Annotated in this window: 14 protein-coding genes; 3 read left to right on the forward strand and 11 right to left on the reverse strand. The window is 62.0% G+C overall.

Translation table 11 applies throughout. The annotated features are described in order from the left end of the window. Nucleotides 1-25: 25 nt before the first annotated feature. From BXE_RS42445 to BXE_RS42460, 3 genes are all read right to left on the reverse strand, one after another. Nucleotides 26-1,600 carry an MmgE/PrpD family protein gene (locus BXE_RS42445; RefSeq protein WP_081435655.1) on the reverse strand — a complete coding sequence of 525 codons (1,575 nt, stop codon included), beginning with the start codon at nt 1,598-1,600 and terminating at the stop codon, nt 26-28. A gap of 444 nt (nt 1,601-2,044) precedes the next feature. Continuing rightward, on the reverse strand, nt 2,045-3,355 hold the full coding sequence (locus BXE_RS42455) for an MFS transporter (RefSeq protein WP_011494314.1): 1,311 nt from the start codon (nt 3,353-3,355) through the stop codon (nt 2,045-2,047). A gap of 364 nt (nt 3,356-3,719) precedes the next feature. Beyond that, a complete protein-coding gene (locus BXE_RS42460) occupies nt 3,720-4,814 on the reverse strand; it encodes a tartrate dehydrogenase (RefSeq protein ID WP_011494315.1) in 1,095 nt (364 codons plus the stop codon). A 109-nt stretch (nt 4,815-4,923) separates the two neighbouring features. Here BXE_RS42460 and BXE_RS42465 point away from each other — a divergent pair, with 109 nt between their 5' ends. The 3 genes from BXE_RS42465 to BXE_RS42470 all read left to right on the forward strand — a co-directional run bounded on the left by BXE_RS42465 (nt 4,924) and on the right by BXE_RS42470 (nt 8,486). After that, nucleotides 4,924-5,850, forward strand: a complete 927-nt coding sequence (locus BXE_RS42465; RefSeq protein WP_011494316.1) for a LysR substrate-binding domain-containing protein — start codon at nt 4,924-4,926, stop codon at nt 5,848-5,850. A gap of 61 nt (nt 5,851-5,911) precedes the next feature. Then, nucleotides 5,912-6,097 carry a hypothetical protein gene (locus BXE_RS46295; RefSeq protein WP_148223129.1) on the forward strand — a complete coding sequence of 62 codons (186 nt, stop codon included), beginning with the start codon at nt 5,912-5,914 and terminating at the stop codon, nt 6,095-6,097. A 1,198-nt stretch (nt 6,098-7,295) separates the two neighbouring features. Beyond that, entirely contained in the window at nt 7,296-8,486 is a 1,191-nt protein-coding gene (locus tag BXE_RS42470; RefSeq protein ID WP_011494317.1) for a porin, read from the forward strand. A gap of 230 nt (nt 8,487-8,716) precedes the next feature. Here BXE_RS42470 and BXE_RS42475 read toward each other — a convergent pair whose 3' ends face one another. The 8 genes from BXE_RS42475 to BXE_RS42510 all read right to left on the reverse strand — a co-directional run bounded on the left by BXE_RS42475 (nt 8,717) and on the right by BXE_RS42510 (nt 16,674). Then, nucleotides 8,717-9,925 (reverse strand): porin, encoded by a 1,209-nt coding sequence (locus BXE_RS42475; protein ID WP_011494318.1) that lies wholly within the window; start codon nt 9,923-9,925, stop codon nt 8,717-8,719. 92 nt (nt 9,926-10,017) lie between these two features. Continuing rightward, a complete protein-coding gene (locus BXE_RS42480) occupies nt 10,018-10,860 on the reverse strand; it encodes a MurR/RpiR family transcriptional regulator (RefSeq protein ID WP_011494319.1) in 843 nt (280 codons plus the stop codon). 62 nt (nt 10,861-10,922) lie between these two features. Beyond that, entirely contained in the window at nt 10,923-12,026 is a 1,104-nt protein-coding gene (locus tag BXE_RS42485; protein WP_011494320.1) for an ABC transporter ATP-binding protein, read from the reverse strand. 32 nt (nt 12,027-12,058) lie between these two features. Further along, complete coding sequence (locus BXE_RS42490) at nt 12,059-13,195, reverse strand: extracellular solute-binding protein (protein WP_011494321.1); 1,137 nt, start codon at nt 13,193-13,195, stop codon at nt 12,059-12,061. A 35-nt stretch (nt 13,196-13,230) separates the two neighbouring features. After that, on the reverse strand, nt 13,231-14,034 hold the full coding sequence (locus BXE_RS42495; protein ID WP_011494322.1) for an ABC transporter permease: 804 nt from the start codon (nt 14,032-14,034) through the stop codon (nt 13,231-13,233). Continuing rightward, nucleotides 14,031-14,957 carry an ABC transporter permease gene (locus tag BXE_RS42500; protein WP_011494323.1) on the reverse strand — a complete coding sequence of 309 codons (927 nt, stop codon included), beginning with the start codon at nt 14,955-14,957 and terminating at the stop codon, nt 14,031-14,033. Before BXE_RS42500 ends, BXE_RS42495 begins: the two co-directional genes overlap by 4 nt. Beyond that, complete coding sequence (locus BXE_RS46855) at nt 14,954-15,616, reverse strand: aspartate/glutamate racemase family protein (protein WP_040123833.1); 663 nt, start codon at nt 15,614-15,616, stop codon at nt 14,954-14,956. Before BXE_RS46855 ends, BXE_RS42500 begins: the two co-directional genes overlap by 4 nt. 44 nt (nt 15,617-15,660) lie before the next feature. Beyond that, on the reverse strand, nt 15,661-16,674 hold the full coding sequence (locus BXE_RS42510) for a DUF6282 family protein (protein WP_011494325.1): 1,014 nt from the start codon (nt 16,672-16,674) through the stop codon (nt 15,661-15,663). Between the last annotated feature and the right edge of the window lie 296 nt (nt 16,675-16,970).

Raw genomic sequence — 16,970 nt, forward strand, 5'->3', positions numbered from 1 at the left:
GGCCAAGCCGCGCAGAGGCCGACACCTATTTCTCCAGCAGCGCGGTCAGGCGCGTGATGTCCGGCAGATCCTCCAGATGCCGAACCATTTCGACGACCTGCCGCGCGCGCGCCGCATCAATACCTGCATACGCGGCACATCCGTGGAACTTGTCCGCCACGTCCTGATAAGTCACCGGATCCTGCGGACTGCCTTTGCCGTAGTCGGCCTGTCCGCTGATGGTCCGGCCATCGGTGAGCCGGATATCGATGATGGTGCGCATCTTGTCGAGCCCTGCAGCATCGGCTGCCGCGTTATCGTAGAAGTCGACGCGCTTGATCATCGCCTGGACATCGGGACGGCGCACGACGTTGTCCTGAAAGTCGCCGAGCGACGCGTGCCCCCCGTTGATTAGCAGGATCGCCATGCAGAATTCAATGCTGAACTTGGCTTCGAGTCCGCTTTTCGGATCGTGATGGATCATGGTGTTCAGCATCTGCTTGCTGGCACCCACTCTCACCTGGGCGACCTCGCCGGGCTTGATGCTGTTCGCCGCGATCAGGCTTTGCAGCAAGGTCATGCCGGGATGACTGAGCGAACCCGACGGGAATGGCTTGATTGATACGCCCGGTGTGACGAAGGTCCAGGGCTGGCCGAGGCGCGTCATTACCGCCGGGTCGAAGCCACCGCCCTCAGCCTCGAAGAAGCCGCGCTTCGCCTCCAGGATATTGGGCGCGGCGGTCCAGCCAAGCGCGATCAGATCGGCCGAGATCACGCCTGCCTCGGCTGCATGCCCTGCCTGAAACGGCTTGGTCATGGTCCCGAAGTTCTCGCGCAGACCTCCCGATTGTGCTGCGGCCAGCCCGAGTGTCTGCTGTACCTGTTCGGGACCAAACCCGCGCAGGCGAGCACTCGCCACCGCCGAACCGAATACGCCGCATGTGCCGGTACTATGAAAACCATCTTCGTAATGGCGTGGCGCGATCGCCTCGGCAATCTTGGTTTCCACCTCTACACCGAGGTGATACGCAAGCATGAAATCGCGGCCGGAGCGCTTTCCAGACTGTGCCATCGCCAGCGCCGGCGGCATCGTCGTCACGCTGGGATGCGTCAGCAGACCATAGACCCGCGTTTGATTTACCGCCAGTTGTGTGTCGTCGAAATCGTCGGCATGGATGGCGACGCCGTTCGCGAACGCGGCAAAACGCGGCGGCACCCGTGCACCCGTGCCCAATACGCTGGCGCCCGGAATCGACGTCTTTGTGCTTGCCTTCGCGCGCGTCTGCGTCAGCCCCAGCGAGGCCAGGTAACGTAGGACAATCGGCCCCGATCCGGCATGCTGGCCAGCCACGGCGAGGCCAAGCGAGTCGAGCAGCGATTTTTTCCCGACCTCGATCAATTCGGGCGGCAGGTCCTGCCAGCGCGTGCCGACCACCCATTCCGCGACACGCCGGGTCACCTCGTCCGGCGCATGAGCCGCGGCCGGAGCGGCGGCAGAAGAAGCCGATGAGGAGGCCAAGGAAGGCGCGGAGCTCGCCGTGGGATCCGCCGCCCTTGTAGACTGCAAAGGCAGGGCGAGACTGGCAACCGATACACTCGCCAGGAAATCACGTCGCTTCATGTTCCAATTCTCCTGGTTGCAGATTATCGCTAGGGACCTGGCCACATCGCGGAACTGTCGCGCAAGTTCATGTGATGGGAATCTGTAAATTGCTATGTGACAGCCGCCGCTTTCCGGCTGCCGTCATTCGTTGCGCTGCGCGTTGGTTCGCTTTGGTCGAGCCTGCACGGCGTTAAGGAGTCGATGTCGAGCGCGAGGTGATCGTCGGTTACGAAACGATCCGGCGCTGGGCCGACAGGTACGGTGCGCGCTTCGTGCGTCGCCTGAAGGCAGCGCATCACAAGGCCGGGTTCGTCCGGCCTCTCGACGGTATGCTCGTGACGCCGGAGATCGGTCCCGGCGGCAAAGGCCACGATTGCCGGGAATACCGGGCAGAGCGGCGTCGAGCACGTCTTCGTCGACGCCCGTGCCGGAATCGGGAACCGTGCTGAAACAGCCACCGGCTCAGTGGCCGTGTCGCTCGCTGGCTGCAATCGCGCTCTGCTTCGATTGCCGGCTCAGCATCAGCGTCATCACTGCGGACACGGCCAACGTCGCGCCGACGACGTAGAGCCCCGCCGAGTAGCCGCCGGTCACGTTCTTGAGCCAACCGATCGCGAACGGACCGACAAAGCCGCCCAGGTTGCCGATCGAGTTGATCATCGCTATGCCCGCAGCCGCGCCCGCGCCAGAAAGGAACATGCTCGGCATGGCCCACAACGGCGCCTTGGCCGCGCTGATTCCGATGTTCACGATCACGAGCGCCGCGATGATCATCAACACAGTCGTGGCGCTGCCGGCGAAGACGAATCCCAGACACGCCAGCACGCACGGGATGACGACATGCCACGTGCGTTCTTCGGTGCGATCCGAGTGCTTTGCCCACAGGATCATCGCAACCACGGCGAGGATGCTCGGTACGCCTGCAAGAAGTCCTGTTTCGAACGGGCCGAAGCCATACTGGCGAATGATCAGCGGCGCCCATAGACCGAGCGTGTACAGGCCGGCAGACGTGCCGAAATAGATCAGTGCAAGCGCGAGAACGCGCGGATCGCGCAACGCGCCGAGCGAACCGGACGTGTGCCCGGCATTCGACTGTCGCGCGCCCGCTTCCACCTTCAGCTTCGCGATCAGCCATTCACGCTCTTCCGGCTGAAGCCAGTGTGCCTTCGACGGCGTGTCCGTCAGGTATTTCAGAACGACAAAGCCCAGAATGATCGCGGGCACTGCTTCCAGGATGTAAAGCATCTGCCAGTCGGCAAATCCGGCGATCGGATGAAGCTTCATGATCGCGCCGGACAGCGGCGAGCCGATCGCGGTGGATATCGGGGCCGCAGCCATGAACCAGGCCGCGGCCACCGCGCGCTGGCGCAACGGGAACCACAGGCTGAGATACAGAATAATGCCGGGGAAGAACCCCGCTTCAGCCACGCCGAGAATAAAACGCAGCGCATAGAAGCTATTCGGGCCGACCACGAAAGCGGATGCCAGCGACACGACTCCCCACGACACGATCACGCGCGCAATCCACCGGCGGGCGCCGACCTTGTGAAGAATCAGGTTCGAGGGGACTTCGAACAGGAAGTATCCGACGAAGAATAATCCGCCGCCGAAACCGAACGCGGTCGGCGAGAGCCCGATGGCCTTGTTCATCGACAGCGCGGCGAAGCCCACGTTGACGCGGTCGAGAAAACTCACGAAATACAGCAACATGACAAACGGGATGATCCGCAGCATGAGCTTGCGGGAAACGCGGCTTTCGAGTTCGGGAATCATGGTCTCCTCCTTTGAGGTTTGCGCACTTCTCGATTCAGAAACGGAGCAGGCGTGCAGTCGCGCGCGGGGGCCATCGGCGTGGCTGTTTTCCCGGGCATGTCTGCGGTTCGAACGCCTCGACAGAGACATCCTGCGAACCATCACTGGACCTGCGCGTTGCGCGGGAAGTTCGCGATTCCGGACATGCCGGAGGGCTTCGGCGAAAAACCGCGCGTGGTTGTTATTGAGGCTCTAAAGCGCGCGGATGCCGCGCCCGCCGGACCGCCATTTCAAAGCGTCGGGGCCGCCGGGATCGGCGCGAGCCTTGCTGCGGCCATCGACGACGGGCGCAGCAACGCAGGCTTCGGCGGACCGCCAGCCGCATTCAGGCCGCACGAGCGGCCGACGAGACCGCGTTCTCGATAAACGCGCAAACCGCGGCCGTCACCTGTGCGGTCGTTGCCGTGCCGCCGAGATCGCCCGTGTGCAGCGAGGTGTCCGCGGTCACTGCTTCGACTGCCTGCATCACGCGCTGCGCGGCGTCGAATTCGCCCAGGTGTTCGAGCAGCATGACGACCGACCAGAAGGTGCCGACCGGATTGGCGAGCCCCTTGCCCATGATATCGAATGCAGAACCGTGGATTGGCTCGAACATCGAGGGATAGCGGCGTTCCGGATCGATATTGCCGGTCGGTGCAATCCCCAGACTGCCGGCGAGCGCGGCGGCAAGATCGCTGAGAATGTCGGCGTGCAGGTTCGTGGCGACGATCGTGTCGAGCGTCGCGGGCCGGTTGATCATGCGTGCAGTCGACGCATCCACCAGTTCCTTGTCCCATTTGACGTCCGGAAACTCCTTCGAGATTTCCAGCGCAATCTCGTCCCACAGCACCATTGCATGACGCTGTGCGTTGCTCTTCGTGATCACCGTCAGCAGCTTGCGCGGACGGGATTGCGCGAGGCGGAACGCAAAGCGCATGATCCGCTCGACACCGGCGCGGGTCAGGATCGACACGTCCGTCGCGGCTTCGATCGGATGGCCCTGGTGGACCCGGCCGCCCACGCCGGAATATTCCCCTTCCGAGTTTTCGCGGACAATGACCCAATTCAGATCTCCCGGCTTGCAGCGCTTGAGCGGTCCGTCGATACCCGGCAGGATGCGGGTCGGGCGGACGTTCGCGTACTGGTCGAAACCCTGGCAGATTTTCAGGCGCAGGCCCCACAGCGTGATGTGATCGGGAATGTCCGGGTCGCCGGCCGAGCCGAACAGGATAGCGTCCTTGTTGCGGATCGCATCGAGCCCGTCAGCCGGCATCATGACGCCATGCTCGCGATAGTAGTCACCGCCCCAGCCGAAGTTTTCGAACTCGAATGCGAACGACTTGCTTGTTCTGGCGAGTGCTTCGAGGACCTGCGCGCCAGCGGGTATGACTTCCTTGCCGATGCCGTCGCCGGGAATGGTTGCAATGCGATAGGTCTTCATGTCTCCGTCCTTCTCGGGTTCAGGAAATATGTGAACTTTATCGACATTGGATGCAAAAAACCGGTGCTAGAATCAAAGCGTCTTTAACTTTCATTCACAAGTGCAGTCGATGTTCAATACCGTACAGCCCGCCGATCTGAGCTTTTTCTCCACCCTCGCGGCATCCGGCAGCCTGAGCGCCGCAGCGCGCGAACTGGGCCTGACGCCGGCGGCTGTCAGCAAGCATCTGACGCAGATGGAGAGCCGCGCGGGCGTGCCGCTGATCAACCGCACGACGCGCCGGATGATGCTTACGCCGGAAGGCGACTTGTACCTTGAGCATGCGCGCCGGATTCTCGACGAACTCGACGAACTCGCCGGGCTGCTGGGTACGGCGAAGAATAGTCCGAAGGGGTTATTGCGTGTGAATGCGACGCTGGGCTTTGGGCGTAGCCATGTCGCGCCGGCGATTTCGCGCTTCGTGTCGAAGTATCCACAGGTATTCGTCCAGCTTCAGTTGTCGGTCACGCCGCCGCCGTTGACCGACGACGCCTTCGACGTTTGCATCCGCTTCGGCGAGCCGCCCGACAGGCGGGTAGTCGCGCGCCGTCTGGCGCGCAATCGGCGCTTGCTATGCGCCGCGCCCTCGTACATCGCGTCGCGGGGGATGCCGGGGACCGCGCACGATCTGACGCGGCATAGCTGCATCGGCATCCGCCAGGGCGATGAAGCCTACGGGGTATGGCGTCTGACTTCGGGCAGGGGCGCGTCGCGCAAGACGGAAACCGTGCGGATCAATGGCACGCTGACGACGAACGATGGCGAAATTGCGGTGAAGTGGGCGCTGGAAGGACACGGCATCCTGATGCGGGCCGAGTGGGACATCAAACAGTATCTCGCCGATGGTTCGCTGGTCCGCGTACTGCCCGGTCACGACACGCCGAATGCCGATATCTTCGCGATGTACTCGCAGCGTCATCAGACATCCAACCGCATCCATGCTTTTGTCGACTTTATTGCAGATGATCTTCAGAGCGAAATGGGCCGATCCGTCTAGCAGACGGATATTTGAACGATGAGCCGTTCCTCGCAACGAGGACGAGGTGGAGTCATGGACGGTGAAGTATCCTGAATTGAACGCCCAAGCCGAAGCGCTTGCGGTGAAAAGGGAACAGGCCCGGCGTGATGAACGGCAAACCGCTCTGGAAAAAGTTTGCACCCGTGGCCGGGAAGATGGATTAACGCCTGAGCAGGTATTCGGTGCGCACACGCGCATGACAGACCGGACGATCCAGGTCACGTGAGCGCAAAGGCGGCTTGAGGGCTCGAAGAAAAGATTGAAGCTTGCAGGATGATGTCGAAAGGTTGCGTCCGCAACCAGTCGTGATGAGGTCGGACCGTGGCTCGCGGCATGGGATGCCGTAACCCATCCTGTCAAATCCGTCGCATTTCTACCACACTGGGCCAGCGACTCAACCGGTGCAGCGGCGACATGCTGTGCCAGCTAACACATTAATCCGACAAATAACTTTCTATAAACCACCGCGATCCGTACTTCTTATAGCCTCTCGATGGACTGGAAACTGATTTTCCGACCTTCGGCGAAAGGATTAGAAAACACGAGCCGCCACGTGATTCAAGGCAAGACCGTCGACGGGATCCGGGTTGCAATGGAAAGGTGAATCGACTTAACGGGACGGCCCCGCGAGCGGTACGAAGAGCTAAGACCACCAGCCCGCGCAGCCCCCGTGGGTGTGCGGTGAGCCTGTCGTCGACTGGGCCTGAACATTCACGGGATCAGCGTCCCCGAACCCGCGGTATCCGACGCCAGGATGATGGTCGCAGTATTGGCTGTAGACATGCCGACCGATCGGATAATTGCCGATGCGCATGCTTCACATGGCGCCTCGCCGCAAAGCATAGCAAAATTATTGCGTTGCGCGATAGAACATTGTGCCTCGAACTTACCCTGATTTAAGAGCGCGCTGCGTAGTGGCATTGTTGAATCCGTTACGTCGTCAGCGACAAGTTGATATTACAAAACCCTATCAGTCGCCTCCATGCAGCCGTGCCTGTTGATCGATACCGCTTGCGCCGGTTACCTGAATGACCGGCCCTATGTAAAGGTACCGATATGCAATGTGTTCAGGATAACTTTTCGTTATCGAAAAGAGACGGGGACCGGTCAACGTGACGCAGATGCTTTAGTGTCGAGCAGATTGTGGCGACGTTGAACCAGGCCGAAGCGGGGCTCTGCCACGCTGGGTTACGGAAGGTGCATGAGCGCAGATGGCACGAGTTCTCGCGGCGATTTTGGGTTAGCTCAGTAAAACGGTGAGTGCTGTCAGGTAAAGGAGGCGAGTCCACCCAATACCACTTACTGCAGTACCTCGCTTAACTTTGCACTTATCACATGGTTATATGCTGACGGCAAGACAGGAACAAAGCCCGACGAGACTCTGATCGGCGTTTCGAGCCACATAAACAAGAATCACCTACCACATGAAAAAATCAATTATCGCGTTCGTCGCACTCGGCACACTAGCCGGCGCCGCACACGCACAAAGCAGCGTCACCCTGTACGGCATCATCGACGAAGGGCTCGACATGATCACCAACAACAAGGGTGGCCACGTATACCAGTTAGCCTCGAGCGTGATGCAGGGCAACCGGTTCGGCCTGACCGGCGCCGAAGACCTCGGCGGCGGCATGAAGGCGGTATTCCTGCTCGAAAACGGTTTCAACCTTAACAGCGGCGCCCTCAGCCAGAACGGCCTGATGTTCGGCCGCCAGGCCTGGGTCGGCCTCGCGAGTCAATACGGCACGGTCACGTTCGGTCGCCAGTACGACTCGATTTTCGACTATGCGGCTCCGCTCGCGGCCGGCCAACTGGGTGGTGGCGTGTACGGCGCGCACCCGGGTGACCTCGACGACTCGAACATCGATTACCACTCGAACAGCAGCATCAAATATGCAAGCCCCACCTTTTCGGGTTTCAAATTCGGCGGTACGTACAGTCTCGGCGGTACGCCTGGCAACTTCACCAACAACCAGATCTGGTCGCTCGGCGCTGCTTATAACCAGGGACCAGTCGCCCTCGGCGCCGCCTACCTGAACGCGCGCAATCCGGGCACCGGCATGTTCAGCACGGCCGCGTCGAGCCTGCCCGAAACCTTGATGACGCCGATCTACTCCGGCTTTATGAGCGCGAACACGTTTCAATTGATCGATTTCGGCGGATCCTATACGTTCGGGCCGGCGACGCTCGGCGCCACGTATACGAACGCCAAGTTCATGGATTTGGGCAGCAATCCGATGCCGACCGGCGCCAAGGGTCCGGCCGGCGGCTACACGACGGGTAGCACGGCGACCTTCAATGACGTGCAGGTCAATTTCCTCTATCGGATCACGCCCGCTTTGCGCTTGCTCCTGGCGTCCGATTACGTCCATCGCAATGCGCTCACGGACCAGGACGGAAAATCAATCGAAAGCGCGAAGTACCTGCAATACGACGCCTCGCTCGACTACTCGCTGTCCAAGCGCACCGACGTCTATGTAATGGCGCTGTACCAACGCGCGCTCGGCGACGACTCCACAGGCGGCCCGGCCGTCGCGGCCATCACCGATACCACCGCGATTTCGTCGAATGGCAAGCAGTTCCTTGCACGTATTGGAATTCGCCACAAGTTCTGACGGTACAAGCTTCGCGCACGCCACGACCGACAACCCGTTGTCGGTCGGAACACGATCGCCTTTTCGTACACCGTTTCGTACGCCGTCGTGTTGACCAAGGTATGGCGACATCGTCGCCATACCTTGGCCTCAGAAAAAATATGAGGGATGCCAGAACATGCTCTGCGACCAACAACAATTCCTCCAAATCGCGGGCACGAATATCAAACCGGCCGGTCATCCCTGCCTGCTCAGAACTTGTTGAACATCCCGATGCGGATCAACGCCTGATTGCGAGACCCCGACGAAGAACCGTTGGCGGCGTCGCCGAGCGACGGCGTCGCCGCCACAAGGTTGCCGAACGCGTCGAACGTATCGCCACCCGCACGCTGATACCCACCGTACAAATAGAACGAGGTGCGCTTGCTCAGATTGTAGAACCCGACCCCGGCGATGCTTGCGTACCACGGCCGCGCTTTCCCGTCGCCGACCGATTGCCCGCGCGTGTAGGTCGGGCTCAATGCGAAGCTCATTGTGGTGCTGTACTGATAGCGCATCGCGATACCGGCGGAGTTGTAGGCGACCACCTGATGGAACGATGACAGCGCCGACGGCCGATACTGCGTGTAGCCATAGTTCACACCGAGCATCAGCGTGCCGAACGTATATGCCGCGATCGCGTTGGCAGTCTGCACCGCCCGCGCGCCGGCGAAACCGGCGGTGACCGACGAACCGAAATTGCTGTCCGCCGATGCCGACGACCACGTATTGCCGGTGGCCCCGCTGTTATCCATCCGCATGTACGCGGCACCCACCGCGACCGGCCCCGCGACGTAATTTGCGCCGACGCTCAGCGTGCTGTTCCGCCATGCGGATCCCGCTACCCCACCGAAGCCATAAACGATCTCGCCAGTCAGGTGATCGATGGTCGGCGTGCGGTACTTGATCGAGTTGTTGATGCGAATACTTCCGTCGAAGTTCGACAAGTCGCCCGGATAGGTGCCGATTCCGCCCGCGGAATCCGGCCCGTAATACTCGACCAGGTCGTTGGTTACGTCGTATTGGCGCCCGAAGGTCAAGGTACCATAGCGCGTGCTGTTCAAGCCCATGTACCCCTGACGGCCCCACAATGTGCTGCTGCTGACGTTCAACGCGCCATTGCCGATGTTGAACCAATTCTCGAGCTGGAAGATCGCTGTATAGCCGTCCCCCAGATCTTCGACGCCCTTCAGGCCCCAGCGGTCGCCGTAGTCGGCGCCGCTCTGAAAGCCGAGCCGTCCCTTGCTCGCATAGTTCACCGGCCGCCCCGCGGCACCTATGTTCTGCGCAACCGCGACGTCGCTGTTGTACTGAATGCCCGCATCGACGATGCCGTACAGCGTCACCGAATTCTCCGCCCAAGCCGCACCCGAGACAAAACCGGTTGTTGCCGATAAAACAAGGATTCCTAATCTATTCACTTTGACCCCCGCGAGTTTTAAATAAGCCTGCCTGATTTCGATCGCTCCGGAACACGCGCGGCGCGCGCGCTCCGTCTTCGCCTACATTGAGTTCACATTTCGCCGAGCGCGTCGTGCGCGGACTCGATTCCGCTAAGCCGCTTCCTGCCCTGGCTCGACGCCTGCTGGAACACCTTGGTGGCCAGCGCGCCGCATACCCCCAGCACCGCGACGTGATTGTCGAGCGGACCGGGCGCCGACGTTTCGCAGATGATTGTCCACGTGGCGCCCGCGCGCGCCGGACTGCTGCGATCGGTCACATACAGCACGCGCGCGCCGGCACGCGCCGCATACTCGATCACCGCGTCGGTCTGCGGAACCCGGCGCCGCAGACCGAACACGATCACGACCGACTTGCGGTCCAGTCCGACCAGATGCTCGCCGAGGGTCTCGCCCGGTCCGGGCAGCGCGATCACGCGCTCGACCACCTGCAGGATCTGCCAGCGGAAGTAGCTCGCGAAGGCCTGGCTGCTGCGAAAGCCGAACACGAGGACCTGTTGCGCACCGACGACCGCGCCGGCTATCTCGTCGAGCATCGCATCGGACAACTCGGCGAACGTGCGCGTCAGATTCGCAATCCCGAGTTGCGCATGCGCGGCGACCCCCTGCTCGTCCTGACCGGCATCCGCACCGGTGAGCAGCAAGGCCGCACCATCCTTCTTGTCGTCGCGCACGTGCCGGCGCGCTTCCTCGTAGCTGCTGTAGCCAAGATGCCGAAAGAAGCGGCTCACCGTCGCGTTCGACACATTCGCGAGCTTGCCGAGCTCCGCGGCGGTGTAGCTGGCCAGGTCACCCGGGAATTCGAGGACGAACTCGGCCAGACGTCTCTCGGTTGCGGACAGGGCGTCCATCGTCGCGCGGACCCGTCCGACAAACGATCGTGGCTTGGCTGGCATTGCGTGCATCTCCTGATTGAATGAAAACATGTACAACGCGCTGCGCGCTTGACACGCACCGCCTAGTGCCAGACAATGCGCGCGCTGCGCTCATCCCAACGCAAGCTTACCTGCGTACCGACACCGACCGCGCGTTGCATGGGCGAACTCGGTTGCAGGCATACCAGCGTGTGCGCCGAGCGCAACTGCACCGTGAACTCGATCGCCGCACCGCGATACACAACGCGCGTCACGGTTCCGCTCGCCCGGTCCAGACCGTCGTCGCCCGCACCGCCAACCGGTTCCATCCGGATCGACTCGGGTCGCATCATCACGGTGACCTCGCCCTGGTCGGCGGCCGGGATTGCCGGGGGAGCAGATATCACGGCCGCCGAAACTCGCAGGCCGCTCTCGGTATGGACCACCAGCGCATCGCCTTCGCGCTGTGCAACCCGGCCCCGCATCAGGTTCGATGCACCGATGAACGACGCAACGAAGCGCGACGACGGATCGGTATAGATTTGAGCCGGCGTGCCGCGCTGGGCGATCCGGCCGCCCTGCATCACCGCCACCAGATCGGAAATCGACAGCGCCTCTTCCTGATCATGCGTGACCATCACCGTCGTGATCTTGAGCTTGGTCTGGATCTCGCGCAGCTGGATCTGCATCTCCAGGCGCAGGTTCTTGTCGAGCGCGCCGAAGGGCTCATCGAGCAGCAGGAACGCCGGCTCGGTCACGATCGCTCGCGCGAGCGCGACGCGTTGTCGTTGGCCACCTGACAATTCCTGCGGAAAACGTTCGGCGAGGTGCGCGAGCTGCACCATGTCGAGCGCTTCGAGCACCAGCGCTTGATGACGCCGCCTGTCGCGCATGCGCATTTCCAGGCCGAAGCGCACGTTGCTCTCGACCGTCATGTGGGGAAACAGCGCGTAGTCCTGGAACAACATGCCGACGCCGCGCTTGTGCACCGGCACGTCCTTCACCGATTTGCCGCGAAACAGAATGTCTCCGCTCGAGGGCTCGAGCAGGCCGGCGATCATCCGCAGCAACGTGGTCTTGCCGCAACCGCTCGGCCCGAGCAGCGACAGCAACGCGCCTTGCGGCACTTCGAGATCGATCCCGCTGACCACGGCTTGCTCGCCATAGGTCCTGGTCAAACCCATCAAAGTCAAATCGGCTATCGGCACGGTCTATCTCCACGATTCAGCAAAGCACCAAGCTACGCAGTAAAGATCTCATTGGTCTTCTCAGTCCACTTCGCCCGGTTCTGGTTGACGAATTTCCAGTCGGGAATGAACAGGCCGAGCTGATCCATGCGCTGCTCCGGGTACGCGACATAACGCAACGTCTGCGGTGTCAGCGTGACGCCGCGCACCGGCGGCGCGACCAGCGAGAACTCCGCCAACGCCTTCTGCACGTCGGCCGACAGCATCCGGTTGATGAACGCGACGCCCAGGTCCTGATTCGGCCCATTGGCGACCAGCACCTGGCAGTTCACGCCCGCAAAGCTGCCTTCCTTCATGAACACCATATCGATCGGCGCGCCTTTGACCGCATACGGATAGATGAATTTCGAGTAGTCGATCCCGCCGAGCATCGCCTGGCCCTGCGCGACTTCGTTGGCCGCCTCGACGCCAGACACGTAGATGTTCTGCACGTTCGGCTTGAAGTCGCGCAGCTTCGCCCAGATCTTGTCGACCTCGTACTGGGCAGCGCTCAACGGCTTGCTGGTCACGACCGCGGCCGCCGCGATCAGGAAGTAGATGCCCGACGTGTTCTCCCAGCTGTTCAGCTTGATGCTGTCGCGATACGTGTCGCTCCACAGATCGGCGAAACTCTTCGGCGCCGGCGTGGAAGTGTTCCGGTACATTGCGCCGATCGAGATTCCGACGCCTGTCGCGTAGCCGCCATAGTTGAAGCGCGGCATCAGATTCGCCATGTTCGGAATTCGGTCGACCGGCAGCGGCGCGATCAGCTTCTCGGTGATGCAGGTCGAGACCGCGACGTCATCGATGAACATCACCGTGTATTTCGGGTTCTTCAACGTCGCGCGCATCTTCGCGACGTTGACGAGCGTGAAGCCTTCCTCGGCAAGCACGCTGCAGTTGTAATCGCGCTCGAATCGCGGAATAACCACCTTGCGAATGAAGTCGCCCTGCGCGCCGCCCCAGATGCCGACGACAATCTGCCGCGTGCTCGCGCGCACCTGACGAATCATCGATGGCCCCAATGCCAGGCTCGCTGCTGCGGCCTTCAACATGTCGCGCCGCCGGCCGTCGATCTTCGACGGCAGCACCGGCGTAAGTTCCTGCGCGTCCGGCAGGTCGTGTGCTGGCTGAATGTGCTTTGTGTTCATCGTCGCTTCCTTGTTTTCCATAAACCTGTTCCGGTTCACCCGATCACGAATTTTTCCAGCTTGACCTTGAGCACGCGCTCGACGAACACGATCAGCAGCACCGAGAAACCGATCATCAGTCCGGCAATCGCCGCGACACCCGGATCGAACGATCGCTCGATGAATACGCCCACCTGCAGCGGCAAGGTGAAGTGGCGCGCATCGGCGAGCCACATCGCCATCGTGTAATCGTCGAACGACGTGACGAAGCAGAACACCGCCCCGGCCGACACCCCGCCCGCCACTTGTGGCAACGTGATCCGTCGAAAAGTGACCCACGGATTCGCGCCGAGCGTGCGCGCGGCGTCCTCGGTCGTGCGCGGCATCACCAGCAGCGCAGCCGACACGCTGCGTACCAGATACGGCAAGCAGATCGCCACATGCCCGAGCGTGAGCAGCCACAACGAATCCGTAATGCCGAGCGCGTTCGCGCATTGCAACAGTGCAACGCCTGCCACCAGCACCGGGAAGATCAGCGGCGCCAGGACCAGCCCGTTGACCAGCGTCTTGCCCGGGAACTCGCAGCGCGCGAGGCCGAGCGCGCACGGCAAGCCGAGCGCAATGCACACCAGTGTCACCATCGCGCCCAGCTCGGCGCTGAACAGGAAGGTGTCGCGGAAATCCGCGTCGGCCAGGACCTTCCCGTACCAGCGCAGGGTCAGTCCATGCGGCGGAAAGCCGACCAGCACGCTGTCCGAAAACGATACGGCAACCGGGATCGCCAGCGGCGCGACGATCACCACACACAGCGCGAGCGCCAGCAGCGTGGTCCAGCGCGACGGAGCCAATGCGGCCTTCATCGCTGCCTCCGGGTCCAGCGCAACGCGTGGCGCTCGACGAACACGATGAACAGCAGATTCGCGAGCAGCGCCATCGCCAGCATGAGCGACGCGATAGCCGCGCCGAACGGCCAGTCGTTCAACGTCAACACTTGTTGCTGGACCAGATTGCCCAGCATCGCCGAGAAATTGCCGCCGAGGATCTGCGGTGTCACGTAGGACGTCGCGGTCAGCGAAAACACCAGCGTGATGCCGACCGTCAAGCCCGGCATGCTCATCGGCACGACAATGCGCTGAAACAGCACGCGCGCATCGGCGCCGAGCGTTTGCGCGGCCTCGGCGATCGACGGCTGGATCTTGCGGATCGCACCGGCCAACGGCAGCACCATGAGCGGCAGGAACACATGCACCGACGCGATCACCACCGCCCAGTCCGTGTAGAGCAACGGGCGCGGATGCGGGCTCAGGTGCAACCACTGCAGCAATTCGGTGAGAAAGCCTCCGCGCGCGAGGATCAGCTTCCAGCCATAGGCGCGGATCACCACCAGCACGAGCAACGGCGAGAGCACGACTAACAGCGTCAGGCGCGCGGCCAGCGGCCGGCCTTGTGCAATGACGAGCGCCAGCGGATAGGCGATCGGCACCGCGATCACGCTGCTCAGCGTCGCGATCTTCAAGGTCCGCCACAGCACGTTCCGATACAGCGCGGAACGCAGCAGCCGCGCGTAGTTCTCGGCGGTCACGCCCCGCACCAGCGTGCCGGCGTCGAGATGCCGGGTCACGCTATGCGCGACCATCAACACGGTCGGCAGCACGAACACCAGCATCAGGAAGGCTGCCGCCGGCAGCACCAGCAGCGGACCTGTCAGCGCGCCGGAACGCACACGAGGGACGCCATGTGCGAGGCGCCTCGCGTCGACGCACGAGTGTAGCTGGCCGGTCATACTCGCGCTCCGTTCAGTTGCGCGAGCAGTCCGCGCACCGCCGCCGGAATCGGCTCGATGATCCGCGTCGGCGAATCGACCGCGAGCGTGCGCGCCGCGCCCGCCAACGGTCCGCCACCGATGATGATGGAGCACACATCGTCGCGCTGGATGATGGTCTCGATCACCACTGCCAGCGCCGCCTCCATTCGTTCGGCGTCCGCCATGACTTCGGCGAAGTCGCCGCTGGTGGTGCGAATTGCCCGCAGCTGCGCGCCGAACCCGCGTCGCATCACATAGCGTTCGATCGCGTCGATCAGTTGCGGCGTGGTCGTTCCGATGGCGAACTTGCCGCCGAACGCGGCGGCTTCGGCCAGACTCGCTTCGGCCAGGCCAAGCACCGGCATCGGCACGCGCGCCCTCACCGCTTCGACACCCGGGTCGCCGAATGCCGAAATGATCACGCCGTCGAAACCATCGGCAACACCGGAGTCAATCAAGTCGAGCACCGCCTCGGCGGCGACCCGCAAGTGCGCTTCGCAGGAGATCAACGGGCTGCCGAAGCGTGCGGTGAAGCCTGCGATGCTCGCGGTCTCACCGGCTTCGGCCGCGGCGATTCCAACCATCAGCCGGGTCGACGCCTCGGACGTGTTCGGATTGATCAGCGCGAGGCGCGGCATGCGCTTGCTAACTGCTTTATCGGCGTTATCGGCGACCACACGCATCATTCGAGACCCAGCAGACGAGCAGGATTGCGCCTCGTGAGCAGTTCGATTTCGGCGAGGCTGAACTGCAGATCGAGCAACGTGCTGATCAGCAGCCGCATCCCTTCGCGGGGCGCCGGACATGAACCGATTCCGTAATCGGTGCCGAGCACCACGTTCGCGAGTCCGACCTCCCGTAGCTGGCTCGCCCACTGGACGACACCCTGAAACTGCGGTTCGTTCGCGATACCGGCGATCTCGTCGGCATATTCGCGTTCGACGTAGTAGTTGGTGCGCGGCAATCCGCGATGAAACAACCAGTCCGACACCGAACCCTCCAGGAAGAAGCCGCGTGCGCTCAGATCCTTTTGTTGCGCGGTGCTGAGCCATGCGCGTGCCGGATGGGCGACGATCATCTTGCGGATTCCGAAGCGCTCGGCGAGCTCGGCGAGACGCATCACCTCGCCGGGTGAGATGTGACCGGTATTCAGGTAGACATCCGGATGCCCGGCTACCAGTCCGAGGATTTCTTCCAGTTCGCCGGGCACCGGACCGTCGAGCGGAATCCGAATCGCGCGCGCCAGTTCCTGTTCGGCGAATTTCGGGTACAAGTCCTTGAACGGCACGGGCTTGCCGTCAACGTACGAGCCCTCGCGACTCGCCATGTGATACGTGCAGTGCGTGCCGAAGTGCACGAACTTCGCACCGTCGCCGTAATGCAGCGCGGTCTTGACCGCGCGGGGATTCATTCCGCCGAAGTTCGTGGTCAGGATGATTCCGCCGTAGACGTCGATGCCCGGCACGCTGCGCCTCACCATCCACGAGGTGCCGGCGCTGTTGCCGAACGTGTGATCGTAAAACACCACCGCGCGCATCCCCGCTTGCTTCGCCTGCTCGGCAATCTGGAACGGATCGAGTCGACCCGGGCAGCTCTTTAACCAGGGTCCGCTATGAATATGCGTATCGATCGCGCCGACCAGCAATTCGTCGGGCAATTCGATCGTTCTATGGATAGGAGATGTGTCGTGAGTCATGCGTTCGTCCTGTGCCGATAGGATTCGGCGCGCCCAAAAGTGGTGAAACCCAGCAAGGCGCACCAAAACAGTGAAATATAAATTCCAGAATTTCATTAAATGTAATTACGTTTTCATGATGAAGCAAATGAAAAAAAATAAACCTGCAGTCATGCTGGAAACGGTCCGGGCGCTCGCGAGCGAACGTGGCAATGCTGGAAACGTAGCCCCGGCAGAAGGATTCAAGTCCGGTCTGGCGATTCGAGTGCATAAGTAGTAGTCCGATACATATTTGATAACGTCATCACCGCAATGGC

Origin of the sequence: Paraburkholderia xenovorans LB400, from assembly GCF_000013645.1 — a bacterium.
GTDB lineage: Bacteria > Pseudomonadota > Gammaproteobacteria > Burkholderiales > Burkholderiaceae > Paraburkholderia > Paraburkholderia xenovorans.